Below are 23,080 nucleotides of genomic sequence, written 5' to 3'. Positions count from 1 at the left end.
ATGAGGACTGTCTATCTTGACAACAACGCGACGACACGGGTCGATCCGGAGGTCGTTCAAGCGATGTTGCCGTTCTTTACGAATCAGTTCGGCAACCCTTCGTCGACGCACGGTTTTGGCGCCTCAGTTGGTGCAGCGGTGAGAAAGGCGCGACAGCAGTTGCAAGCGCTGATCGGCGCGGAATTCGACGATGAGATCACCTTCACCTCGGGCGGGACGGAAAGCGACAATGCAGCGATTCTTTCGGCGCTCGAGGAGATGCCTAACCGAACAGAGATCGTGACTTCCGCCGTCGAGCATCCGGCCGTGCTGGCGCTCTGCGCGCATCTTGAGAAGACGCGCGGCGTCAAGGTGCACAGAATTCCAGTGGATCGCCACGGCCGGCTCGACCTCGACGCCTACAGGGCCACCCTCACCCCACGGGTGGCAATCGTCTCGATCATGTGGGCGAACAACGAGACCGGTACGATCTTCCCCGTGGCCCAGCTTGCTGAGATGGCCAAGGAAGTTGGCGCCCTTTTCCATACCGATGCCGTACAGGCGGTCGGCAAGCTTCCGATGGACTTGAAATCGACCGCAGTCGACATGCTGTCGCTCTCCGGCCACAAGCTGCATGGCCCGAAAGGGATCGGAGCACTCTATCTAAAGCGTGGCGTGCGCTTCTGCTCGCTGATCAAGGGGGGTCACCAAGAGTACGACCGGCGCGCGGGCACCGAGAACACGCCCGGCATAGTCGGGCTCGGCGTGGCGGCAGAACTCGCCTCGAAATTCATGGATGACGAGACCACACGGGTAAAGTCGCTCCGCGACCGCCTTGAGAACGGGGTTGTCCAGCGCATCCCGAACACCTTCGTCACTGGCGATCCGCTGGAGCGGTTGCCGAACACCGCAAACATCGCCTTCGAATATATCCAAGGCGATGCAATCCCAATTCTCCTCAGCCGCGTGGGCATCGCCTGTTCGGCCGGCTCCGCCTGTAGCTCCGGCTGCCTGGAGCCGAGCCATGTCTTGAGGGCCATGAACATGCCACACGGGGTCGTCCGCTTTTCCTTCGCGCGCGACAACGGCGAAGAGGACGTCGACCGGGTGCTTGAGGTCATGCCCGCAATCGTGGAGAGGCTGCGTGGCGTTCGCAATTCTGGGCCGGGCAAGCGAAGTGCCGAAGACCTTCAATCGGGTCTATGCCCCGGCGCCGGAGGAACCGGTAGTCGCTCATGAACCGTCAGGTCTTTCTCAACGATACGACCTTGCGCGATGGCGAGCAGGCACCCGGCGTCGCCTTTGCGACGGCGGAAAAGCTGGAGCTCGCAGAGTCTCTTGCCGCGGCCGGCGTCCCAGAGATCGAGATCGGCACCCCGGCCATGGGCGGCGACGAGATCGAAACAATTCGCGCCGTGGTCGCGAGGCGTCTCCCGGTTCGGCTCACCGCCTGGTGCCGGATGAGATCGCAGGATCTCGAGGCGGCAATCGAGAGCGGCGTCACAGCCGTCAATCTGTCGCTGCCTGCGTCGGACATCCAACTCGCCGCCAAGCTCGGCCTCGATCAGACGGCAGCGCTCCAGATCATCGAGCATATGGTCGGGTGCGCAGCCGCCCGCGGCCTTTTCGTTGCCGTGGGTTGCGAGGATGCCTCGCGCGCCGATCGGGATCATCTCGCGCGAGTCATCGAGACGGCCGCGCGCGCCGGCGCAAGCCGCGTCAGGCTGGCTGACACGGTCAGCGCTCTCGACCCCTTTTCGACCTTCGAAATTGTCGCCCGGGTCGCGGCGCAGTCTCCCATCGACCTCGAATTTCATGGCCACAACGATCTCGGCCTCGCTACCGCCAACACGCTGGCCGCCATCCGCGCCGGTGCGCGCCACGCGTCCGTCACCGTCCTCGGGCTCGGCGAGCGCGCCGGCAATGCCGCGCTGGAAGAAGTAGCCACCGCGTTGACCGTCCTCGACGGCACAGATACCGGCATCGACCTGAGCGCATTGCCCGACCTCGCCGCCCATGTGGCGCGGGCCGCTCGCCGGCCGACAGCAGCCATCAAGCCGGTCGTCGGCGCCGATGTTTTCACCCACGAATCCGGCATCCACGTCGCAGGGCTGCTGAAGGACTCGCGTAGCTATCAGGGGCTCGACCCGGCTCTCGTGGGCCGCCGCCGGCGTATCGTCATCGGCAGGCATTCCGGCGTCACGGCGATTGCCCATGTGCTGAGCGAAAACGGCCGCGATCTCGACCCGGATCTGGCAGCCGCTATGGTGTCCCGCGTCCGCCGGAAGGCGGCCGAAACAAAATCGACCGTCACCGCAACTCAATTGGTCGAGCTCTACGATAAAATGACCAGCCAGGCATGCCTCGCTGGTTCAGCCCATTTCATTGCTCCAACCGCGGATTGCGCGCAGGTCAGCCCTGCGACGAACGCACCGACACCACAGTTTTCCGACCAGGGAGAATGCAATGAATTGTTCCGCTGACAGCCGCCCCATCGATGCCACTGACATCCTCGCACGACTGAAGGGCCTGTCGGCTGCGGAGGAATTCTTCGCAGTCCTTGGCGTCTCCTATGACCCGAAAGTGCTGAATGTCTCACGGCTCCATATCATGAAGCGCGTGGGCCAATACCTTGCCGAAGAAGATTTCTCCGGTCTGCCTGACCAGGTAATCGCCGCGCGGGTGCGCGCCACGCTGGAACGCGCCTACGAGGACTTCGCGATTTCCTCGCCGCTCACGCACCGGGTCTTCAAGGTGCTCAAAGATCACGATCCGAACAAACCCGCCACGCCGGGCCGCACCTTCGTCCCGTTCGACTCCGTCCTGAAGCGGTTCGGAAAGGAATGAGCGCGACACGGTTGCGACGCGACAATGTCGAGAAGCCGACAAATCCGAACATCACGACGGCGCCATCAGAAGCAACCAATCGAATTTCTGGAAAAAGGGGCACGCAAAACAGTTGGCACAAATGATGCGGCCGAGAAGATGAACCGCCAAGCCCGCATCCGGATGGGAGCCTAGAGAAACGGCCAATGCACATCGTAATCTGCATCAAGCAGGTGCCGGACTCGGCACAGATACGGGTCCATCCGGTGACGAACACGATCATGCGCCAGGGTGTGCCGACCATCATCAACCCTTACGACCTGTTCGCCCTCGAAGAAGCACTCAGACTGCGCGACGCCTATGGCGGCGAGGTCACTGTGCTCACTATGGGTCCGCCCATGGCAGAGGACGCGCTACGCAAGGCGCTCGGTTACGGCGCCGACCGTGCGGTGCTCTTGACCGACCGCTATTTTGCCGGCTCCGACACGCTGGCGACTTCATTCGCTCTTTCTCAGGCAATCGCGAAGGTTGGCGAGACATTCGGCGCGCCAGACATCGTCTTCACCGGCAAGCAGACGATCGATGGCGACACCGCCCAAGTCGGGCCCGGCATAGCCACGCGCCTTGATCTCTTGCAACTCACCTATGTCGCGAAGATCGCCTCTATCGATCTCGCTGCGCGCGAGATCAAGGTCGAGCGCCGCTCCGAAGGCGGCACGCAGATGCTGAAGAGCAGGCTCCCTTGCCTCATCACCATGCTGGAAGGCACAAACGAGATCCGCCGGGGCTCGATCGAGGACGCCCTGTGCGCCGCGCGCAGTAAGGTCATGAAGTGGAGTGCCGCCGACGCCGGCATTGAGGACCTCACCAGATGCGGCCTGCGCGGCTCGCCGACGGTCGTCAAGCGCGTTTTCGCTCCTGCTGCGCGGGCGGAAAAGGCGGTGCAAATCGACACCGCGGAGAAGACGTTGCGCGATACCGCTGACGAACTCATCGCAGCAATCTTCACCCGCCAGCCGGCGCTGGAACATGAGCTCGCCTTCAACAGCGGCGCGTGAGGACCAGGAGCAGACAATGTCGACCGTGAACCGAGAAACCCCTCGCCCTGCCGCCGGCCGTGCCGGCATAAAGAAGGAACTGCCCGACCATTTCAAGGACTACCGGCACGTCTGGGTGTTCATCGAGCTCGAACGCGGCCAAGTCCATCCGGTATCATTCGAGCTGCTCGGCGAAGGCCGCAAGCTGGCCGACAAGCTTGAGGTCCAGCTTGCTGGCGTCGTGCTCGGCCCGCCCGGAGAGGCCATCGGGAACGCCATTGCCGAAGCCTTCGCTTATGGCGCCGACCTTGTCTACATCGTCGAGGCGCCACTGCTCGCCGACTATCGGAACGAGCCTTTCACCAAGGCGATGACGGATCTGGTCGCTACCCACAAACCCGAGATTCTTCTTCTCGGTGCGACCACACTCGGCAGGGATCTTGCCGGCTCCGTGGCGACGACTTTGCAGACAGGGCTCACGGCCGACTGCACCGAGCTCGACGTGGATACCGACGGTTCGCTCGCCGCGACCCGTCCGACTTTCGGCGGTTCCTTGTTATGCACGATCTATACGCTCAACTATCGGCCGCAGATGGCGACGGTGCGACCGAGGGTCATGCCCATGCCGCAGCGGGCGGATAAGCCGGTCGGGCGTGTCATCCAGCACAAGCTGTCGATCACCGAGGACGAGATCGTCACCAAAGTCCTCGGTTTCCTGTCGGATAGCCAGTCGGCAAAGGCCAATCTCGCCTATGCCGACGTCGTGGTCGCGGGAGGTCTGGGTCTCGGCGCGGCGGAGAACTTGCAGCTTGTGAAGAATCTCGCGCGAGCGCTCGGCGCCGAATATGGCTGTTCGCGCCCGATGGTCCAGAAGGGCTGGGTGGCGGCTGATCGGCAGATCGGCCAAACTGGCAAGACCATCCGGCCGAAGCTTTACATAGCGGCGGGGATTTCCGGTGCGATCCAGCACCGGGTTGGCGTCGAGGGGGCCGATCTCATCGTGGCCATCAACGCCGACCCGAACGCGCCGATTTTCGATTTCGCCCACCTCGGGATCGTCACTGATGCGATCCGGTTCCTGCCCGCACTGACGGAAGCCTTCACGCGGCGGCTGTCGCCGCACAATCGCGATAAGCTTGCGAGCTAAGGGAGATGGACATGATCGAAGAAAAATTCGACGCCATTGTCATCGGGGCCGGCATGTCCGGGAACGCTGCTGCTTACACCATGGCAAGCCAAGGCCTGAAGGTGCTGCAGTTGGAGCGCGGTGAATATCCGGGCTCCAAGAATGTCCAGGGTGCCATCATGTACGCGAACATGCTGGAGAAGATCATCCCGGATTTCCGGGATGATGCACCGCTCGAGCGGCATTTGGTTGAACAGCGGCTTTGGGTGATGGACGATACGTCCCACACCGGGATTCAATATCGGTCAGACGACTTCAATGAGGCGAAGCCCAACCGCTATACGATCATCCGTGCCCAGTTCGATAAATGGTTTTCGCGCAAGGTGCGCGAGGCCGGCGGGACGGTTCTGTGCGAGACGACCGTGACGGAACTCGTCCGTGATGCCAAGGACAAGGTGGTCGGTGTCCGCACAGACCGGGCCGGCGGAGCGATCTTCGCCGACGTGGTCGTTCTCGCAGAAGGTGTGTCCGGGCTGCTTGGCACGCGGGCCGGCCTGCGCGAGATGCCGAAGCCGCAAACCTTGGCGCTCGCTGTCAAGGAAATGCATTTCCTGCCCGAAGAGGTCATTGAGCAGCGGTTCGGCCTCAAGGGCGATGAAGGCTGCGTGATCGAGGCGGTTGGCACGACTTCCCGCGGCATGGCCGGGCTCGGCTTCCTCTACACGAACAAGGAGTCGATCTCACTGGGCATTGGCTGCCTCGTCTCCGATTTGGCCGTGATGATGGAGAGCCCTTACGTCCTGCTCGATGCCTTAAAAAACCATCCTTCGATCCGGCCGCTGATCGCTGGCTCGGAGGTGAAAGAATATGCCGCGCATCTCATTCCCGAAGGCGGCTACAAGGCGATTCCGCAGCTCTTCGGCGATGGTTGGGTCGTGGTGGGCGATGCCGCGCAACTGAATAACGCCGTTCACCGCGAGGGTTCGAACCTCGCCATGACCTCCGGCCGCATCGCGGCTGAGGCAATCGTCAAGGTCAAGAGCCGCAACGGTCCTATGACCAAACGCAACCTCGCCCTCTACAAAGCCATGCTGGACAAGTCCTTCGTGGTCAAGGACCTGAGGAAATACAAAGACATGCCGGCCTTGCTCCACACCAATTCCTGCAATTTCTTCACGACCTATCCCCGGTTGATGTCGCAAGCCGCGCAGAATTTCATGCGTGTCGACGGCACGCCGAAGATCGAGAAGGAAAAGGCGACCACGGCCGCCTTCATCAAGGCGCGCTCGCGCTGGGGGCTGGTCAGCGACGCGGTCCGCCTGGCATTCGCGTGGCGCTAAGGGGGAGACGAGATGACGATCCCATTGACGAAGTCACGTGTCGAGGACAAGCTTTTCCAGAACCGCTACCTGGTCGATCCTGGCCGACCGCATATCAAAGTGCGACCGCACGAGAGGCCAAGCGCGAACTTGCTCGCGCTGACCCACGTCTGCCCGGCGAAATGCTATGAGCTGAACGACAAGGGTCAAGTGGAGATCACCCCAGACGGCTGCATGGAGTGCGGGACCTGCCGGATATTGTGCGAGACCAGTGGCGAGATCGAGTGGAACTATCCACGCGGCGGTTTCGGTGTCCTCTTCAAGTTCGGATGACCGGCGCACCCATCGTTTCAAAAGCGTGAATCGTACTGGACCTGAAGTTTCGGCACGTCAGCCGCTGCTAGAATGACCTCTCACATTAAAACGAAGCTAGTGAAAAGTGTGGGTTTCGGAATTCGAATACAAAACGGCGCTTGGGAGGAGCACACCCTGGACGACAACCCCTGAGGTTTTTGCATGGCTCACGTACTGCGAAATCGGGTCGATGAAGTAGGACCTCGGAACATCCTGCCTGAACCACGGATCAACTCCATTCACGAAGTGGATATCTCGCTCAGAGGAATCTACGAGGTATCGAAGATCCTGACCGCCCCCACCCGGCTTGAGATCACGATTGCGAATGTCGTGAATACCCTCTCCTCATTTGTGCAAATGCGTCATGGAACAATCGTCGTCCTGGACGCTAAAATGGAGCCGGAGATCACCGCAACCGCCGACAGCTCCTACCCACTTCAATCAGGAGTTGGCCGCGTCATACCGCAAGCCGCGATAGACCAGATCGTCGCTACGGGGGCGCCGCTCGTCATACCGGATGTTAGCAAGTCCGACCTATTTCAGGCTGACTTTCAACCGTCGGCGAGCGGCGGCACGATCCCAATTGCCTTCATCGGTATCCCGGTAAAGGCTGAGCACGAGATCCTTGGGACATTGTCGATCGACCGTGTCGTTGACGGCGAGACCAGCCCCCCCTGCGACGAGGATGTACGCTTCCTAACCATGGTCGCCAACCTTGTCGGCCGCACCATTCGTCTCCATCACATCCTGAGTATGGATCGTCAGCGGTTCATCGAGGAGCAACGGAGACCGGAGAAATGGCTCGACGAGGAGAGGACCGACCCAGCCCGACATCGGCATGTCAAAATCGACGGGATCATCGGGGAAAGTCCCACACTCAAGCAGGTGCTCGAAACCGTAGAGGTCGTGGCAAGGACTAATTCCACCGTGCTTCTGCGGGGCGAAAGCGGCACCGGCAAGGAATTCTTTGCCCAGGCCATCCATAAGCTTTCACCTCGGGGCAAGAAGGCTTTCGTCAAATTAAACTGCGCCGCACTGTCTGAAAGCGTTCTGGAATCGGAGCTGTTTGGACACGAAAAGGGCGCCTTCACCGGGGCTATCTCCCAGCGTGCCGGTCGATTCGAATTGGCAAATGGCGGAACGCTGCTACTAGATGAAATCGGCGAGATTTCGCCCGCCTTTCAAGCCAAGCTGTTGCGCGTCCTGCAGGAAGGCGAACTGGAGCGAGTGGGCGGCACGAGAACGCTTCAGGTCGATGTCCGGCTCATATGCGCCACCAACAAGGATCTCGAGACGGCCGTCGTAAAAGGGGAGTTCAGGGCCGACCTATATTACCGCATCAATGTTGTGCCAATTATCCTGCCCCCGCTCAGAGAGCGAGCCGGCGATATTCCACGCCTTGCGAATGCCTTCCTCGACCGATTCAACAAGGAGAACCATCGCGAGCTCGCCTTCGCGCCATCGGCGCTTGATCTGATCTCGCAATGCTATTTCCCTGGCAATGTCCGCGAGCTGGAAAACTGCGTGCAAAGGACGGCTACCCTTGCGCGTTCGAGGACGATCACTCCATCGGATTTCGCCTGCAAGAACAGCCAATGCCTTTCGTCGCTCCTTTGGAAAGGACCCGACCGTTCGCATGGCGGCAATGCCATCGACGAGCTCTCCCAGCGTGACACGATGCAGGTTCGGCGCATCGGTGCCTCGGAAGGCGAGGTATCGCCGGTCAAGGTCGTCCACCCGAACGATCCCGCTTGTGCCGCAATGGGCCCGCATCTGACGGAACGCGACCGCCTGACCGACGCGATGGAGAAGGCCGGCTGGGTTCAGGCCAAGGCGGCTCGTATCCTCGGCCTCACGCCCCGGCAGGTCGGCTACGCTCTGCGCCGGCATGGTATCGAGGTGAAGAAATTCTAGGCGTCCTGATGACGTCAAACGTCAGGCCGAAATAGTCTTCCTCACACTCCGCGTGCCCCAAGAGGCCGTACCCTTGGCGACCCGGTTCGCTTGTTCACTGTCGGAAGCCGGACAAAATTGCGCCGGAGAAAACCGACAGAGTCCGACACGGAAAGCCAATTGGTGAACTAAAACCGCTCTTTGAGCTGGCATAGCTCTTGCGCCCTGAACTGCGACGTTACCAGCAACGGAGCCGTTCGATGTCCGCACCCATCATTTCGCTTGAGGGCCTGACCAGCACGACATCCTTCGACCAGTTGCTGGCGACCGCGAAATCCGGTGGCTGCGCATCTTCAACCTGCGGCTTGTCGGGAAAGTCGGGCGACATGAATCCGGCTGTCTGGGAGAAGATCAAGGATCACCCCTGCTTTTCGGAAGAAGCGCATCACTATTTCGCGCGCATGCACGTCGCGGTCGCCCCGGCTTGCAACGTCCAGTGCAACTACTGCAATCGCAAATATGACTGTGCCAACGAAAGCCGGCCTGGGGTCGTTTCGGAAAAGCTGACACCCGACCAGGCGCTACGCAAGGTGATCGCGGTCGCCAACGAGGTGCCGCAGCTTTCCGTACTCGGCATCGCCGGACCGGGCGACGCCTGTTACGACTGGAAAAAGACAAAGGCAACGTTCGAACGAGTTGCCAGGGAAATCCCCGACATCAAGCTGTGCATCTCCACCAATGGGCTGGCGCTACCGGACCATGTCGCCGAGCTTGCCGACATGAATGTCGATCACGTGACAATCACTATCAACATGGTCGACCCTGAAGTCGGCGCAAAGATCTATCCTTGGATCTTTTACGACCATCGCCGCTACGTCGGCATTGAAGCCGCCCGGATCCTCCACGAGCGGCAGATGCTGGGCCTGGAGATGCTGACCGCGCGCGGCATCCTCACCAAAATCAATTCGGTGATGATCCCCGGCGTGAACGACGAGCATCTGATCGAGGTGAACAAATGGGTCAAGGAGCGCGGCGCTTTCCTACACAACGTCATGCCGCTGATTTCCGACCCGGCGCACGGTACCCACTTCGGCCTGACCGGGCAGCGCGGCCCAAATGCAAAGCAGATGAAGACCCTTCAGGATCGTCTCGAAGGCGGGGTCAAATTGATGCGCCATTGCCGGCAGTGCCGGGCTGATGCGGTCGGCCTGCTCGGCGAGGATCGTGGCCAGGAATTCGCGCTCGACAGCATTCCCGGCGAGGTCACTTACGATCCCAGCAAGCGCGAAGCCTATCAAGAGGTGGTCGCGAGCGAGCGCCGTGATCATGTGGCGGCCAGGAGCGAGGCGATCGGAATGGTCAAGGCAGCGGGTTCAGGCAAGTCCCTTTTCGTCGCCGTGGCCACAAGGGGCGGCGGCCGCGTCAACGAACACTTCGGCCATGCGAAGGAATTCCAGGTTTATGAAGTCTCGCCGAGAGGGATCAGCTCCGTCGGGCATCGCAAAGTCGAGCAGTATTGTCTTGGCGGCCGCTGCGATAACGCCACCCTCGACGGCGTTATCGCCGCGCTGGAAGGCATAGACATCGTGCTGTGCGCCAAGATCGGAAATTGCCCTAAGGATCAGCTCGCGGAAGCTGGAATCCGAGCAACCGACGCTTATGGCCATGACTACATCGAGACTGCGGTCAGCGCGCTTTACGCCGCCGAGTTTGGGATCCAACCGCTGGCGGCGACGGCCTGAGCCGTCTCATTCCAATCGAACCGGGAGTTAAAATGGCTTTCAAGATCATCGCATCCCAATGCACCCAATGCGGCGCCTGCGAGTTCGAATGTCCCTCCGTCGCGATCAAGTTCAAGGGCGAAAGGTACGTGATCGATCCGGACAAGTGCACCGAATGCAAGGAGGCCTTCGATACCCAGCAATGCGCCTCGGTATGTCCGGTGCCGAAGACTTGCGTTCCTGCCTGAATTCGTAACCGACACGGCCGGGTTCGCCTCCGGAGGGCACCTGGACCTCCTTTGCCGACAACCTGCAGCCTCGAGAAAAGAAGGAACGGCCATGTGGCTCGGACGCGAACAGGAGGTCGAAATCCGCAAGCCTCCACGATTTATGCCGGGTGAGCGGGTTCGTGCCACACGCCACATAAAGAATGACGGCACCTATCCTGGCAGGGACATCGGCGAAAACCTCGTGAGGAAGGGCGACGAGGGTTATGTGCGCGATATTGGCACCTTTCTCCAGCAGTTCTTCGTCTATGCGGTCGAATGGGTCGATCGCGGCACGATCGTCGGCATGCGAGCGCGCGAACTTATGAGCCTCGACAAAGTCGAGGTTCCTTGCAGCGCCGAAAGCACTGCAAAGCGAGGAGCAGCAAGATGAAAATAATGATCCGCAGGACCGGTGCTGGCTTGTCGGCATATGTGCCCAAGAAGGACCTCGAAGAGCCGATCGTCAAGCTCGAGAACGAAGACTTGTGGGGCGGGGCCGTAACGCTCAGGAACGGGTGGCGGTTCGTCCTGCCCGAGCTTCCACGGGATACGCGTCTGCCGATCACCGTCGAGGCCAGGAAGATTTCCGATCAGGATTGATGTGGGCAAGTTGACAACAGGGCTGCGAGAGGAAGCGAGCATGAAAACGATCCTGACCCCGCGCCACCTCGTCGTCCTCCGCGACAGTTTTGCCGAAAAGCTGCTTGACCTGCTGAATGAAGCGCTCGCGGCCGATGCGGTGATCCCATATCTCGGTCCGGGTCTCCTCAGGCTCAGCTCCGCGAAAAGGCCTGTACCGTATGGCCCGGAAGCCGTCGCCGCGGCGCTCAACGCGCGCGCGCCGGCCCCTTCCAGGATTCGCACCAATATGTGGTCGGTCGCACAGTTCATCGAACAGCGCCGGCATCGCCGGACGCTTCAAGCATGGATGGCCGAGATATTCGCAGCGCCGGCGGCACCGACCGTCCTCCACGCCTGGCTCGCAAAGCTGCCGCTCTCCCTCATCATCGACAGCTGGTACGACGGCGCCATGCGAGCCGCCCTTGCAGAGGCCGGCCGAGTGGACGTCGTCGAGATACAGGGCGTTACGCGGGCGAACGAAATCGGTAACATTTGGACCAAAACCTACGACTTGTCCGGGAACGAACTCGATCCAGGGCCAGTGGCAAAGACGATTCTCTATACGCCTCATGGTAGTGTTAAGCCGGCCGCAAATTTCCTCGTCGCGGATTCCGACTATGTCGAAGTCCTAACCGAAATCGACATCCAGACGCCGATCCCTGACGTGGTGAAGGAACGGCGCATCAACCGTGGTTTCTTCTTCGTCGGCTGCCGCTTCAACGATCAGATGCTGCGCACCTATGCCCGACAGATCATGAAGCGCTCGGAAGGATCACATTTTGCGGTAATCGATGCGGCAACGCTCACCAAAAACGAACGTCGTTTCCTTGCAGAAAACGCAATCACGGTCATTGACATGCCGACAGGTGTAGCCGCGGCTCGGCTCGTCGGAGGAGGCACTGCTGGAGATGGTGGCCATTAAACGTGGCGGTCGCGTTTCATGGTGAGTCGACCCGGCGTGTACAGAAAGCTCAATTCAGTCTGGAACACACCCGTGAGCAATGATGCTATTGGCGGCGCGACGCAGTCTCTGAATTCGGTCACGCATCTTGAAGCGGCCGGGCGGGACTTGAGCACGTTGCTGCGTATTACCCGGATGAGTTTGCGACACCGGTGGCAGGTCGCCTTCGCCATCGGCTCGACACTGGTAGCGGTAATCCTCCAGTTGCTCATCCCGCAGCTTCTCGGCCGAGCGATCGACCAGAGCCATATAGCTATCGGAGGCGGTGTCACCGGGGCTGCGGCGGAAGGAGCGCTCTGGATTTCGGCTCTCCTGCTGCTCGCCGTCAGCGCCCTGCGAGGCCTCTTCACGATGGTGCAGAACTATTTTGCCGAAGCGGTCGGGCATCACGTCGCGTATGAACTGCGCCTCGCCTGCTACGAGAAGATCCAACGTCTCAGCTTTTCCTTTCACGATCAGGTGCATTCAGGCGATCTGATCACCATAGGCATGCTCGATCTCGAAGGCGTGCGGACGTATTTTTCCACCGCCCTCGTTCGCGCCCTCCACCTCACCATGCTGATTGGAATGGGGGCCTACATGCTGATCTCCACCGATCCGGTGCTCGGTCTTCTCGCGCTCAGCTTCGTACCTTTCGTCGGCTGGCGCTCGTCCGTCACGCAGCTTAGGCTGCGGGCCACCTGGCTCGACCTACAGGAGCGGTTTTCGGTCCTAAGCCGCGTGATGGAGGAAAATCTCGGAGGCATCCGCGTCGTCCGCGCTTTTGCGGCACAGACTTATGAGATGCTGAAGTTCGATCGCGCCTCGAAGAACGCGCTCGACCTCGCCCACGAGCTCGCTGACATCCACGCACCCAACACGTCGGCGATGACCTTGTCCTACTTTTTCGCCATGGGTTTGGTCCTCTGGATCGGTGGCAACAAAGTCATGACCGACGAGATCACCGTCGGAAAGCTCACCACATTCCTGACATTCATGACTATCCTGCAAATGCCCGTGCGCCAGATTGGCCTGATAGTCAATGCATTCGCTCGCGCTTCCACTTGCGGGTCGCGTCTTTTCGGTCTCCTCGACCAAGATATCACAATCAGGGATGCTCCCGACGCCAGACCGCTCGAGATCAGCGAAGGCACTCTGCGCTTCGACAATGTCTCCTTTGCATATCCCAGCACCGAAAACCGCGCGATTGTGAAGAACATCAACTTTGAGGCCCGTAGGGGTGAGACAATCGCGATCGTCGGTCCGCCGGGTTCGGGCAAATCGACGATGGCTCACCTGATCCCCCGCTTTTACGACGTCACCGGGGGCGCCATCACCTTTGACGGGCAGGACATCCGCAAGGTCACCTTAGCAACTCTTCGCAAAGCGGTCGCGGTCGTACAGCAGGACGCATTCCTGTTCACCACCACGATCGAGAACAACGTCGCTTATGGCGATCCCTGGGCGAAAGAACAGCGGATTGAGCACGCTAGCGAATCCGCCCAGCTGCACAACCACATCCTAGGGCTACCAGCAGGCTACGAGACGGTCGTGGGCGAACGCGGCATCTCTCTCTCGGGCGGCCAGCGCCAGCGTCTCACGATTGCGCGCACCATGATGCTGCGCCCATCGGTCGTCGTTTTCGACGACTCGACCGCGGCGATCGATGCCGCCACCGAGCAGCGCATCCGCGCGGCGATACGGCGCTTCGCTAACGAGCGGGTGACAATCATCATCGCCCACCGGCTGAGCTCGCTCATGCACGCCGACCAGATCCTTTTTATTGACAACGGCGAGATCGTCGAGCGTGGCACCCATGAAGAGCTTTTGGCGAAGCGAGAACGATATAAGGCCCTTTACGATCTGCAGATGCGCTCCGAGTGATGACATGATGATCGAGTATGGGAACGGGCGCTGATGGCCCAAGAGGACGGCGACGAACTCGAAGGCGAACGCAATGACGTCCGTGGCGACGGCAAGCGCCCTCCCCGCGCGGTTGTCGGCTCGCACCGTATCGAAGAGGAGATGTTCGGCCGGGCTTTCGACCAGAACGTGATCCGGCGCATTTGGGCCTTCGCGCGTCCCTACAAGGCCGAGCTATTCATCTCGGTTTCCGCATTGCTGATCTTCACGGGCACGCAGCTTCTCATCCCATTGATCATTCGCTGCGCGATCCACCACTGGATGGCTCCGGGAGGCATCGATCACTCCTACCTGCTTGCGGCCGCCGGAGCATTCCTTCTCGCGATTTTGGTCAATTTCGCCGCTGGCTACACGCAGGAAGCCGTGATTGGGAAAACGGCCGAGAATGTCCTCTTCGACATCCGCCGCGCCATGTTCGGCCATCTGCAGAGGGTTTCGCTCTCCTTCATGGACAAGACCGAGGTCGGACGCCTGATGTCCCGCCTGCAAGGCGACGTCAACTCCATACAGGAATTCCTCGCAAACTCATTATTTTCCGTAGGCGATGTTGCGCTTCTCTTCGGCATCGTCTTCGTGATGCTGTGGCTCGACTTCCGCCTCGGCCTCCTGACGCTCTCGGTCTTGTCGATCCTGTTCATCGTCCGCATCTTCTGGCTGCCGCGTGCCCGCGACGCCTTCATGGCTGCGCACGAGACCAATTCGGTCACCAATGGCGCGCTGGCTGAAGCCATTCACGGCGTGCGCACAGTTCAGTCCATGGACCGCCAGCAGGTGAATTTCATTCTCTACGGCGACAAGGCCCGTGCCAATCTCAGGACTCACTTGATTGCTGCCAAATATGCACAGGTCATGGTGCCGATCGTCGATGGGCTCACCGGCCTCGCCATGGCCGTCGTCATCGTGGTCGGCGGCTCCATGATCATGAACGGCCGTATCGATGTGGGCGTATTGGTCGCCTATCTTTTCTACATCCAGCGCTTCTTTGATCCGATCCGCTCGCTCACTCTGCAATATTCGATCATGCAGCGCGCCATGGCCTCCGGCAAGCGCCTGACCGATGTGCTCGACGTCAAGATCGATATCCAGGACAAACCGGATGCCCGGGCGCTTTCGGCCGAAATGAACGGCTCGGTCGAATTCAGGAATGTCACCTTTGGCTACAATCCCAACCATCCGGTGCTGAAAAATGTGTCCTTCCGGGCCAATCCCGGCGAGACGGTCGCCCTGGTCGGGCCGACCGGTTCTGGTAAATCGAGCGCGATGGCCCTCGTCCACCGCTTCTATGATGTTCAGCAGGGCCAAGTGCTAGTCGGCGGACAGGATGTGCGCGATCTCACCCAGGAATCGCTCGGCCGCCAGGTCGCCATGGTGCTGCAGGAGCCGTTCCTGTTCACCGGGACGGTCCTCGAGAACATTCGCTACCATAAGACGGAAGCCACGCGCGACAAGGTGATCGAGGCTGCCAAGGCGGTCGGCGCCCACGACTTCATCATGAGCCTTGCCGACGGCTATGAAGCCCAACTCGGCGAACGGGGCGGCAACCTTTCTCTCGGCCAGCGCCAGCTTATCAGTTTCGCCCGAGCTCTCGTTGCCGACGCCAAGATCCTCGTCCTCGACGAGGCCACCGCCAACATCGACAGCTACACGGAAATGCTGATTCAGAAGGCTCTGAAAAAACTGCTTGCAGGCCGCACTGGCCTCGTCATCGCCCACCGCCTTGCAACGATCCGCGGCGCCGACCGTATCATCGTATTTCAGAATGGCCAGGTCATTGAGACCGGCAACCACGACAAACTGATGGCTATGGGTGGTCTCTATTCCAAACTCTACAATCTTAACTACGCGTCCTTCGACGACATTCCCGAAGAGAAACTCGATACCACCGCAACAGCGGGGTGCCGGACCTGATGTTTGGTCGGCCATTGTCTAGAGTGACCCGTTCCATCCGGTTGAGGCCAACAAGATCGTTGTAGATGGCGTGTCTGTCGGCGACACGGAGTCTGCCTCGCCACACACGTCGCGGATGTAGCGATGCGTCTCCGAGCTTATCAGCCTCGACAAGAATGCTGTCCATGCCGACACCGGAGCCATGCGCGATATGTCGGCAAAGGATGGAAAGAACGATGCGCAGCACTTTCCAGGCGGCGCGCGATTAAGGACCTGGCCTTCCTCGAGGGGGTGTAAGACCCGAGATTATGACGAATATAAGCGGAGCGGCATCCGCCCAACCGGCCGCAATTGCGCGTAATTGACGGGTTGCTTTGCACAGCCACTCGGCATAGCGGAGCTTGGCAGCCAAGTTCAACGACTTTGAACCCCTTGCACCCGAGCCGGACTTCCCACGACTGTTGCCCCTGCGGGGACATCTCGAGTGACCACGCTGCCAGCGCCCACGACCGCATCATCGCCAATCGTGACGCCCGGGAGAATGATTGCTCCACCGCCGATCCAGACACTGCTGCCAATGCGGACAGGACGCCCGAGCTGCAGCCCACTCTGCCGCTGCTCAGGATCATGCGGATGATCTGCGGTGTAGATTTGCACGGCAGGCCCAATTGCCGTTCCTTGGCCAATCGTCACCTCTGCCACGTCAAGGATGACGCAGTTGAAATTGAGGAATACGTGGGCTCCGAGGCGGATGTTGAAGCCGTAGTCGCAATAGAAGGGCGGACGGATGACCGCTCCGAGCCCAACCTCTCCTAGCCGCTCGGACAGGAGCGCATGCCACTGCTCGGCGGTTTGGCCCAACGTGTCATTGTACCTCTTCAGCCAAGCCCCGGTGGCCAGCAGGTCAGCTTGGATCTCCGGATCCGCCGCACTATACGGCTCGCCTGCGAGCATCTTCTCTTTTTGACTGCGTATCATGGTTCCTCGTCAGATCGTGTCTCGTGGTGTGGTGTACGAGTGCATGGCGGATTGGCCTCGGGCAACGTTTGTATCTTGGTCTTGCCGCGCCCCGGCTTAAGACCCGGGCGGTAGTCTCGTCGGCGACCAGCTTCGTTCGAGCATCTCCTCGGCCGCGTCCTCTATGCCAAGCCTATGCGTGCAATTTGACTGCGTGGCAATGAGCATTCGTCAAGCCGTCTTACGCTCAACCGATGCCGGTTGGCGGCCGCTTCGCTTTCCATTTTCGCGTCGAGAATTGCCAACTCTTCTCCCAGTGCGGCAATCCAAAGACACCGGCTTCTTGGATCGATTATGATCCGAAAACTACGACCGGTACGTGCTTTCGCTTTGCGCTGCTGTTCGGTGAGGCAATGGAGCATCCCCGCCTGTCACCGCGAACCTCGACATGCGCTCGCCGACACCTGGCGATAGCGACGTGATCAGCCATTTCGAACGAGAGAGTTCGAAAGAAACGAAGATTGCAGCCAGCTCAACGCGAATTGAATAGCGCTCGGCGAATCGGAACGGTCTACGACTTTCATTGCGAGCCTCCTGGATGGTTTTTGGCGACTTCACCCTCGCAGAGTGGCGGCCGCTATTCACCCCCATAGGATCTCAACCATCTGCCAGCGGAGGTCCGCAGGCGCGAACGGATGAACCGGGTCGAGGCCGCCGACCATTCCCGGCCTCCGAGCCGGTGACGCGTGATACGCCGCATTGCCGAGGCCGGGCTTGGTCCAACACTCTTTTCCACACACGGCCTGCGCTCCGGATATCTCACCGAGCCGCCCGCTGCGGCATTCCGCTATCTGAAGCGATGCAGAAATCGCAGCACCGCTCCGTGCAACAGGCGTCGCGCTATTACAACGACGCCGAGCGCCAATTAGGCCGCGCCGCGCGGCTGATCGTCTGACTGACCCACGCTACTGCTCCAAGCCGCGCTGTTCGGCCCAAAACGATCGTTGAGAGCTGCAAGTGGCCACGGAACGCAAAATCGCACTTCCGGTCGGGCGAAGCGGACTTGCTCAGCAGGGATGACGCTGCAAGGATCGAGGCGTGTTGTGGCGCGAACGCAGTACCCATCGCGCACCTTGATCTTAGCCCAGATAGGCTAAACAAATCCTAAACGCGGGAGCGCGCATTGATGGAAACCAGGATCATCGACAGCCGGGACGATTTCGCGCAATGGGCGATCGATCGGGCCAATGCGATCCTGACGGATCAGGGTTCGGAACTCGCCACCGCCGCCCGCAACGGAAGCGAAGCCCAAATCGGTGAGAAAGCACAGGCGCTCGGCCAGGCGATTGTCGATGCACTGCTTGAGGCGTTCGACGGTCTCGCAGGCGACGAATGAGCCACCGGCACGGCTCGCATGACCGGCTGCGCCAGCGGAACCGCGGCATGCACGCCGGCTCACAGATCCACGATCATGAGTTGGGACTCTGCAGGCTCCGGGGAAGCTTTTCCGAGATCTCGAACCGCCCTTGCGTCTATCGCCACCGTTCGGCGGCCTGGCGTCGTTCGTGGCGCGGCTGGTGAAGCCTGCAGCGTTGGCCGACAGGGTGCGCGGTGAAAACGAAGGCGAGCGTGGTCAAAAATTTTGGCCTCTCGCTGCGCGCCCGCCTCGCCTCAGCCGAGGTTGATGAACGCTATGTTCAGAAGCAGCTTGGCCACACCTCGGCGGAGACACGCAAGTACCAGACACCGACCGTGCCCGTGGATCGGCGATCGGCAAAATGATATCGGAATATCAATCCCGGCATTATACGCAGGGTCGTCCCACAGATTGTACGGGGAATGTCATGGAGCGCTGCGACAACGATTTTGATCTCCAATCAGACAGCAAATTTCATGGTCAGCCGACTTGAGCCATGATTTCGGATTGAATCGTCGTTGCGGTGTACAGGGATGCATCTAGCGGCAGATCCCCAAATGCCAGTTGACAAAGAAGGTAGTTGGCACCTGCCTCTTCCAACTGACCAAGCAGAGCTTTTCGCACAGAAGCTGCCGATCCTACTACGCACAATTCACTCTCGATTGCTGCATCGAAGGTCAGCGGCAGGTTTGGTGGAGTCGGGATGGCATTGAGGTCGTAAAGGAATTTGAAGCTCTTAAGCCATCGTTCGTAAGCAGGTGCCGCGAGCGAATACGCATCTGCTTCAGAAGGCCCAATCACAACCATTCGGAGCAATCCAAGAAATGGTGCTCGCTCGTCCGCCTCAGTTTTGTGCTCTCGACCGGCGCGGAAGGCATCAGTAGTTCTGCGAACAGAAGAGGAAGGTCCCACGCACGCGATATTTGCGCCATTAGCCGCGGCCCAGCTTGCCGGCTCGGGTCGATTGGTGGCGATCCAGGTCGGCGGATGCGGCCGCTGATGAGGTCTTAGCGTCAAAGGAACGCCATTCAATTCAAAATGGCGGCCTTGATAAGACAGCGTGCCGCCTTTCATCGCATTTATAAGGATCTCGCTGGCTTCCGCATACTGGCTTGGCGCCGCGTCCGCACCAATCCCGAAGTAACCCAATTCGGTGGGGAAAGAGCCGCGTCCTATACCGAGTTCGAGCCTGCCACCGCTCAAATGGTCAAGCATACAGACCTCCTCGAACGCACGCAGCGGATGATAAAGGGCAAGTAGCATTACCAACGGACCGACACGAAGGCGCTGGGTGCGCTGGGCGACGCTCGACAAGAACAGATTCGGCGATGGACCTCTGCCATGCGGGGTACAGTGATGCTCTGCCAGATGATATGCATAGAAACCGAGGTGATCGCATGCCTCTGCCAACATCAGGCGATCCGCGTATTGCCGGGCGATATCGCGGCCGTCCTCGTCCAAGTGATCGAAGATGCCGAAGGTCAGGGTTGAAGGAAAGGCGTTTCTCACTCGATTTCTCCAAGTTCAACGCGGGACGTTCTCTTGCTTGCGATGATCAAGCAATTCAAAGATATAGAGGTGTGTGATCGGTAGGATTATCGCCCGCGTAGCGCGAAAGCAGAACCTGATGCTGCCCAACGTCTGGATCTTGGCATCTTTAAGCTTGCAGAAATATCTCTCGTAGCGGTAAGGAATGCATCCATCTGTTCTTTTGTGCCGATGCTGACGCGGATGTAATTTTCCAAACCTTTATCAGGAAAAAAGGCCACAAGTATCTTTTGCCTTTCCAAGGCTGCCTGCCACCATGAGCCGTCCTGTCCCGCTGGCACACGGGCTAGCACGAAATTTGCGTGGGATGGTGCTACTGAAAATCCAAGTTGCAACAGCGCCAAGGTGACCCGCTGTCGTTCACGCTTGACGTGTTTGTGGTTGTCTGCATAAGCGTCGCGATGAGCAAGGATGCTGATACCAACCGCATGCCCAATCACATTCATGTTGAAGACATTCTGGATGTTGCGCAGCCTGCCAATAATTTCGGGGTGACCGAAACCGAAACCGACGCGAACGCCGGCGGCGGCATAGCTTTTCGAAAACGTTCTTAAGACCAGAAGGTTCGAATAACGATCGATGAGGCGCAGACCATTGTCAGGTGCAAAGTCGACGTAGGCCTCATCCAGGACGATCAAACGGTCCGATTGTGCTAGGAGGCGTTCGATGTCGACCACCGGAACAAACGTTCCGGTCGGATTGTTCGGATTGGCCAACAGAATGAACTTGGCGTCTTTTGCAGGGCCGAAAAGCAATTGCTCTATCGGCAAGGAATGAGCCTCGTCACATCCGATTTCGAGAAATTGAGCATCCTGCAACATGGCAAGTTTGCGGTTGAACGAAAAACCTGGCGACACCATAGCCACGCTATCGCCCGCGGCAAGGAAAGCTCTGTAAATGAGCCCGAGCAGTTCAGACGATCCGTTACCGGCGATCACCTGATCCTTGGAGACGCCGTAGGCTTTGGAGGCTGCTTCCCTCAAGCTGATGTTGTCGTCTTCTGGATAGAGATACTGTCGTTCTAGGGCCGCAATCGCACTTTGCATTATGAGTGCCGGCAACGGAAATGGGTTCTCATTCGTGTTTAGTTTGACGCAACTTGCATCCGGCGCTGTTGGGTCGGATGGCAGAGCCTCTAACTGTCTCGCCACCTGCGAAAGTGACGAAAGCACACTTTGCAGTTTTGCATCGGACATATTTTTCTCCATTTCAGTCGCGAAGGGCATCCGGCATCAGCTGATGGTCGAGAGAAAATGTGGCCGACAAACCGGCGTCATAGCGCTGCTTCACGCCAGCTTTGTCGGGACGCCGATTGCCGTGAGGCCGGATCGAATTGGCGACGACGCGGGGTCTGCACCCCTCGTCATGGGCAAAGGCCCGCCAAACCACCAACGCTCGATTTGTCCCAGCTATTCGCCTCAGTCGTCTTTCACAGACGCTTGATCTCGATGCCGTATTTCCTCAACACATAGCCAATCTGGCGCGGCGTCAGTCCAAGCAGGCGTGCCGCCTTTGCCTGCACCCAGCCACATCTTTCCATGGCCGCGGTGACACCCTCGCGATCGATAATCCTCGAACCATTTAACTGGGCTGCGCCGGCAGGCGCTGGCGGTGGCTGCCCAGTGATCGCTGGCGGGACCGCCACGGCGGCAGAACTAGCGGCCGCAGCCGGCGGTGTGGCCGGATTCACTGGCGCCGGCACGATCGGTCCCGGTTTCAGCGCGCTCTTGCCCGATCTGTTCTTCCACAGCGCCGCGGCAAAGCATTGGCCTTGGCAGCAGGAAAAGTCGTTTCTCCCGATTGATGGTCCATCCGCCATGATCGCTGTCCGGTGCACGCAATTTTCGAGCTCGCGAATGTTGCCGGGAAAATCACAGTTCTTCAGTACCTCAATCGCACTCGGATCGAAGGTCAGCGTACGGCCGTTCTCATCATTGAAATTCTTGAGAAACTCAGCCGCGAGGAGCGGAATATCACTGCGCCTTTCGCGTAACGCCGGCACCAGCAAGGGCACCACGCTGATTCGGTAATAGAGGTCGGCGCGGAACTCGTTCCTTGCAACCGCCTCTTCCAGGTTCTTGTTCGTGGCAGCAATCACGCGAACATCGACCTTAATGGTCTGGTTGCCGCCGACGCGCTCGAACTCCTGCTCTTGCAGCACGCGCAGTAATTTTGCCTGGAACGAGGCCGAGATCTCGCCGATCTCGTCCAGGAACAATGTCCCCTTGTCGGCGACCTCAAAGCGCCCCTTGCGCGAATTGAACGCGCTGGTGAAGGCACCCTTCTCATGACCGAACAATTCGGATTCCAGGACTGTCTCAGGCAGCGCCGCGCAATTGACCTTGATGAAGGGCCGCTTGGCGCGCGGCGACAATTCGTGAATGGCCTTGGCGATCAGTTCCTTCCCGGTACCGGATTCGCCTCGCAAAAGAACCGTAATCTTCGCCCCGGCTACCACCGCGACCTTCTCGAGCAGACCGAGCAGCGCCGGACTGTCGCCAATGACTCCCTTGACGTTAACCTTCTTACGCTCCCGCGCATGATGCTTGAGCTCGCCGAACTGCTTTTGCAGCCGCTCCTTCTCCGCCATCGGTTGCTCGCGGTCGCACGCGAATGAGCGATGCGACTTCACTGTCTGTCCCACCAGGTTGGCGATCACCGGTAGCAGACGGAGGTTGTAATCGAGCCAAGATCTTGACCTGTTGTCCAGTACGCGGTCGATGGTCAGCGTGCCCACCACGTTCGCATCGACGCGAATGGGAACGCCGATGAACGACACGGCGTCGGAGGTCCCGAGCACGTCCATGTCGGCGGCACCGAAGGCCGAATGCACCGCTATGTTCTCGGCGACGAGGGGCGTGTCCGCCGTCACAATCTGGTCGATTGCCTTCCGCGGCAGGTACATCCGGCAGCGCTCATCGCAGCTCTCGCTCCAGCCGGCGGTGATGTCCAGTTCGCCATCACCGTCGAAGAGAGAGATGACGCCGTGCCGCATCTGCACAAACGATCGCAGAAGATCGACGACCTTGGCCAACGTGACTTCGAGCCGAGAGGGGGCGGTGAGTGCTTTCGATATTTCGAAGATGCCGGCAAGCGCACGCTCGTGCGACGGCACAATAGCGACCGCGTTGTTCGTCTCGGATTTTGAGTTAGCCCTTTTCGCGTGCTGAAGCGATGTGCAGCATGACGGTGTCTCCCTGGCACTTCGTTCGGATTCGCGAGTATTGTCTGAGTCTAGTGGTTCTCGCCTGACATAAGAGTCC

General features: G+C 59.7%; 20 protein-coding genes and 3 pseudogenes. 18 read left to right on the top strand and 5 right to left on the bottom strand.

Annotated features, from left to right (window positions below):
- The 15 genes from nifS (at window position 1) to DH10_RS05915 (ending at window position 15,916) form a co-directional block, all read left to right on the top strand.
- Window positions 1–1,218: a cysteine desulfurase NifS gene (nifS, locus tag DH10_RS05985; protein WP_192246891.1), complete on the top strand. Its 1,218-nt coding sequence runs from the start codon at window positions 1–3 to the stop codon at window positions 1,216–1,218.
- The gene (gene nifV, locus DH10_RS05980) at window positions 1,215–2,462 is read left to right on the top strand and encodes a homocitrate synthase (protein WP_192384446.1); all 1,248 of its coding nucleotides are present in this window, start codon (window positions 1,215–1,217) and stop codon (window positions 2,460–2,462) included. The genes nifS and nifV overlap by 4 nt, the downstream gene beginning before the upstream one ends.
- The gene (nifW, locus tag DH10_RS05975) at window positions 2,446–2,826 is read left to right on the top strand and encodes a nitrogenase stabilizing/protective protein NifW (protein WP_192246717.1); all 381 of its coding nucleotides are present in this window, start codon (window positions 2,446–2,448) and stop codon (window positions 2,824–2,826) included. The genes nifV and nifW overlap by 17 nt, the downstream gene beginning before the upstream one ends.
- A gap of 185 nt (window positions 2,827–3,011) precedes the next feature.
- Window positions 3,012–3,863 carry an electron transfer flavoprotein subunit beta/FixA family protein gene (locus DH10_RS05970; protein WP_192246719.1) on the top strand — a complete coding sequence of 284 codons (852 nt, stop codon included), beginning with the start codon at window positions 3,012–3,014 and terminating at the stop codon, window positions 3,861–3,863.
- Window positions 3,864–3,879: 16 nt separating this feature from the next.
- A complete protein-coding gene (locus DH10_RS05965; protein WP_192246721.1) occupies window positions 3,880–4,989 on the top strand; it encodes an electron transfer flavoprotein subunit alpha/FixB family protein in 1,110 nt (369 codons plus the stop codon).
- Window positions 4,990–5,000: 11 nt separating this feature from the next.
- Window positions 5,001–6,308, top strand: a complete 1,308-nt coding sequence (locus tag DH10_RS05960) for an FAD-dependent oxidoreductase (RefSeq protein ID WP_192384445.1) — start codon at window positions 5,001–5,003, stop codon at window positions 6,306–6,308.
- Between the two features lie 12 nt (window positions 6,309–6,320).
- Entirely contained in the window at window positions 6,321–6,620 is a 300-nt protein-coding gene (locus DH10_RS05955) for a ferredoxin family protein (RefSeq protein ID WP_192384444.1), read from the top strand.
- Window positions 6,621–6,803: 183 nt separating this feature from the next.
- On the top strand, window positions 6,804–8,555 hold the full coding sequence (gene nifA, locus DH10_RS05950) for a nif-specific transcriptional activator NifA (protein ID WP_192246727.1): 1,752 nt from the start codon (window positions 6,804–6,806) through the stop codon (window positions 8,553–8,555).
- Between the two features lie 239 nt (window positions 8,556–8,794).
- Window positions 8,795–10,276, top strand: coding sequence for a nitrogenase cofactor biosynthesis protein NifB (nifB, locus tag DH10_RS05945; protein ID WP_192384443.1), 1,482 nt, complete (start codon window positions 8,795–8,797; stop codon window positions 10,274–10,276).
- A gap of 32 nt (window positions 10,277–10,308) precedes the next feature.
- Window positions 10,309–10,503 (top strand): 4Fe-4S binding protein, encoded by a 195-nt coding sequence (locus DH10_RS05940; RefSeq protein ID WP_095492468.1) that lies wholly within the window; start codon window positions 10,309–10,311, stop codon window positions 10,501–10,503.
- Window positions 10,504–10,594: 91 nt separating this feature from the next.
- A complete protein-coding gene (locus DH10_RS05935) occupies window positions 10,595–10,915 on the top strand; it encodes a nitrogen fixation protein NifZ (RefSeq protein ID WP_192384442.1) in 321 nt (106 codons plus the stop codon).
- Window positions 10,912–11,124 (top strand): putative nitrogen fixation protein NifT, encoded by a 213-nt coding sequence (gene nifT / locus DH10_RS05930; protein ID WP_192246733.1) that lies wholly within the window; start codon window positions 10,912–10,914, stop codon window positions 11,122–11,124. The genes DH10_RS05935 and nifT overlap by 4 nt, the downstream gene beginning before the upstream one ends.
- 40 nt (window positions 11,125–11,164) lie before the next feature.
- Window positions 11,165–12,067: an SIR2 family NAD-dependent protein deacylase gene (locus DH10_RS05925; RefSeq protein WP_192246735.1), complete on the top strand. Its 903-nt coding sequence runs from the start codon at window positions 11,165–11,167 to the stop codon at window positions 12,065–12,067.
- 72 nt (window positions 12,068–12,139) lie between these two features.
- Window positions 12,140–13,969, top strand: a complete 1,830-nt coding sequence (locus DH10_RS05920; protein WP_343221473.1) for an ABC transporter ATP-binding protein — start codon at window positions 12,140–12,142, stop codon at window positions 13,967–13,969.
- A 33-nt stretch (window positions 13,970–14,002) separates the two neighbouring features.
- Window positions 14,003–15,916 (top strand): ABC transporter ATP-binding protein, encoded by a 1,914-nt coding sequence (locus DH10_RS05915; RefSeq protein ID WP_192384440.1) that lies wholly within the window; start codon window positions 14,003–14,005, stop codon window positions 15,914–15,916.
- 393 nt (window positions 15,917–16,309) lie between these two features.
- On the opposite strand, the gene DH10_RS05910 is transcribed toward DH10_RS05915, so the two are convergent.
- Both DH10_RS05910 and DH10_RS38105 read right to left on the bottom strand, forming a co-directional pair.
- Window positions 16,310–16,873 carry a sugar O-acetyltransferase gene (locus tag DH10_RS05910; protein WP_192384439.1) on the bottom strand — a complete coding sequence of 188 codons (564 nt, stop codon included), beginning with the start codon at window positions 16,871–16,873 and terminating at the stop codon, window positions 16,310–16,312.
- Between the two features lie 304 nt (window positions 16,874–17,177).
- A pseudogene (locus DH10_RS38105) lies at window positions 17,178–17,395 on the bottom strand (IS110 family transposase); the annotation flags it as partial.
- Window positions 17,396–17,607: 212 nt separating this feature from the next.
- Between DH10_RS38105 and DH10_RS05905 the strand changes: the two are divergent.
- From DH10_RS05905 to DH10_RS05895, 3 genes and pseudogenes are all read left to right on the top strand, one after another.
- Window positions 17,608–17,807, top strand: a pseudogene (locus DH10_RS05905) (integrase); the annotation flags it as partial.
- Window positions 17,808–18,038: 231 nt separating this feature from the next.
- Window positions 18,039–18,248, top strand: a complete 210-nt coding sequence (locus DH10_RS05900; protein WP_192178675.1) for a hypothetical protein — start codon at window positions 18,039–18,041, stop codon at window positions 18,246–18,248.
- Window positions 18,249–18,417: 169 nt separating this feature from the next.
- Window positions 18,418–18,634 (top strand): annotated as a pseudogene (locus tag DH10_RS05895) (hypothetical protein); the annotation flags it as partial.
- Between the two features lie 115 nt (window positions 18,635–18,749).
- On the opposite strand, the gene DH10_RS05890 reads toward DH10_RS05895, so the two are convergent.
- The 3 genes from DH10_RS05890 to nifA (DH10_RS05880) form a co-directional block, all read right to left on the bottom strand.
- Window positions 18,750–19,778, bottom strand: coding sequence for an LLM class flavin-dependent oxidoreductase (locus DH10_RS05890; RefSeq protein ID WP_192246743.1), 1,029 nt, complete (start codon window positions 19,776–19,778; stop codon window positions 18,750–18,752).
- Between the two features lie 86 nt (window positions 19,779–19,864).
- Window positions 19,865–21,013 (bottom strand): histidinol-phosphate transaminase, encoded by a 1,149-nt coding sequence (hisC, locus tag DH10_RS05885; protein WP_192384438.1) that lies wholly within the window; start codon window positions 21,011–21,013, stop codon window positions 19,865–19,867.
- Window positions 21,014–21,246: 233 nt separating this feature from the next.
- Window positions 21,247–22,932 carry a nif-specific transcriptional activator NifA gene (nifA, locus tag DH10_RS05880; protein ID WP_425515287.1) on the bottom strand — a complete coding sequence of 562 codons (1,686 nt, stop codon included), beginning with the start codon at window positions 22,930–22,932 and terminating at the stop codon, window positions 21,247–21,249.
- Between the last annotated feature and the right edge of the window lie 148 nt (window positions 22,933–23,080).

The sequence above is a fragment of the Mesorhizobium silamurunense genome (assembly GCF_014843825.1).
GTDB classification, from domain to species: domain Bacteria; phylum Pseudomonadota; class Alphaproteobacteria; order Rhizobiales; family Rhizobiaceae; genus Mesorhizobium; species Mesorhizobium silamurunense.
This window is presented reverse-complemented; position numbering and strand designations above follow the sequence as displayed.

Coding starts and splice junctions, on each gene's coding strand:
- nifS (WP_192246891.1), top strand. CDS start 1: ATGAGGACTGTCTATCTTGACAACAACGCGACGACACGGGTCGATCCG.
- nifV (WP_192384446.1), top strand. CDS start 1,215: ATGAACCGTCAGGTCTTTCTCAACGATACGACCTTGCGCGATGGCGAG.
- nifW (WP_192246717.1), top strand. CDS start 2,446: ATGAATTGTTCCGCTGACAGCCGCCCCATCGATGCCACTGACATCCTC.
- DH10_RS05970 (WP_192246719.1), top strand. CDS start 3,012: ATGCACATCGTAATCTGCATCAAGCAGGTGCCGGACTCGGCACAGATA.
- DH10_RS05965 (WP_192246721.1), top strand. CDS start 3,880: ATGTCGACCGTGAACCGAGAAACCCCTCGCCCTGCCGCCGGCCGTGCC.
- DH10_RS05960 (WP_192384445.1), top strand. CDS start 5,001: ATGATCGAAGAAAAATTCGACGCCATTGTCATCGGGGCCGGCATGTCC.
- DH10_RS05955 (WP_192384444.1), top strand. CDS start 6,321: ATGACGATCCCATTGACGAAGTCACGTGTCGAGGACAAGCTTTTCCAG.
- nifA (WP_192246727.1), top strand. CDS start 6,804: ATGGCTCACGTACTGCGAAATCGGGTCGATGAAGTAGGACCTCGGAAC.
- nifB (WP_192384443.1), top strand. CDS start 8,795: ATGTCCGCACCCATCATTTCGCTTGAGGGCCTGACCAGCACGACATCC.
- DH10_RS05940 (WP_095492468.1), top strand. CDS start 10,309: ATGGCTTTCAAGATCATCGCATCCCAATGCACCCAATGCGGCGCCTGC.
- DH10_RS05935 (WP_192384442.1), top strand. CDS start 10,595: ATGTGGCTCGGACGCGAACAGGAGGTCGAAATCCGCAAGCCTCCACGA.
- nifT (WP_192246733.1), top strand. CDS start 10,912: ATGAAAATAATGATCCGCAGGACCGGTGCTGGCTTGTCGGCATATGTG.
- DH10_RS05925 (WP_192246735.1), top strand. CDS start 11,165: ATGAAAACGATCCTGACCCCGCGCCACCTCGTCGTCCTCCGCGACAGT.
- DH10_RS05915 (WP_192384440.1), top strand. CDS start 14,003: ATGGCCCAAGAGGACGGCGACGAACTCGAAGGCGAACGCAATGACGTC.
- DH10_RS05910 (WP_192384439.1), bottom strand. CDS start 16,873: ATGATACGCAGTCAAAAAGAGAAGATGCTCGCAGGCGAGCCGTATAGT.
- DH10_RS05900 (WP_192178675.1), top strand. CDS start 18,039: ATGGAAACCAGGATCATCGACAGCCGGGACGATTTCGCGCAATGGGCG.
- hisC (WP_192384438.1), bottom strand. CDS start 21,013: ATGTCCGATGCAAAACTGCAAAGTGTGCTTTCGTCACTTTCGCAGGTG.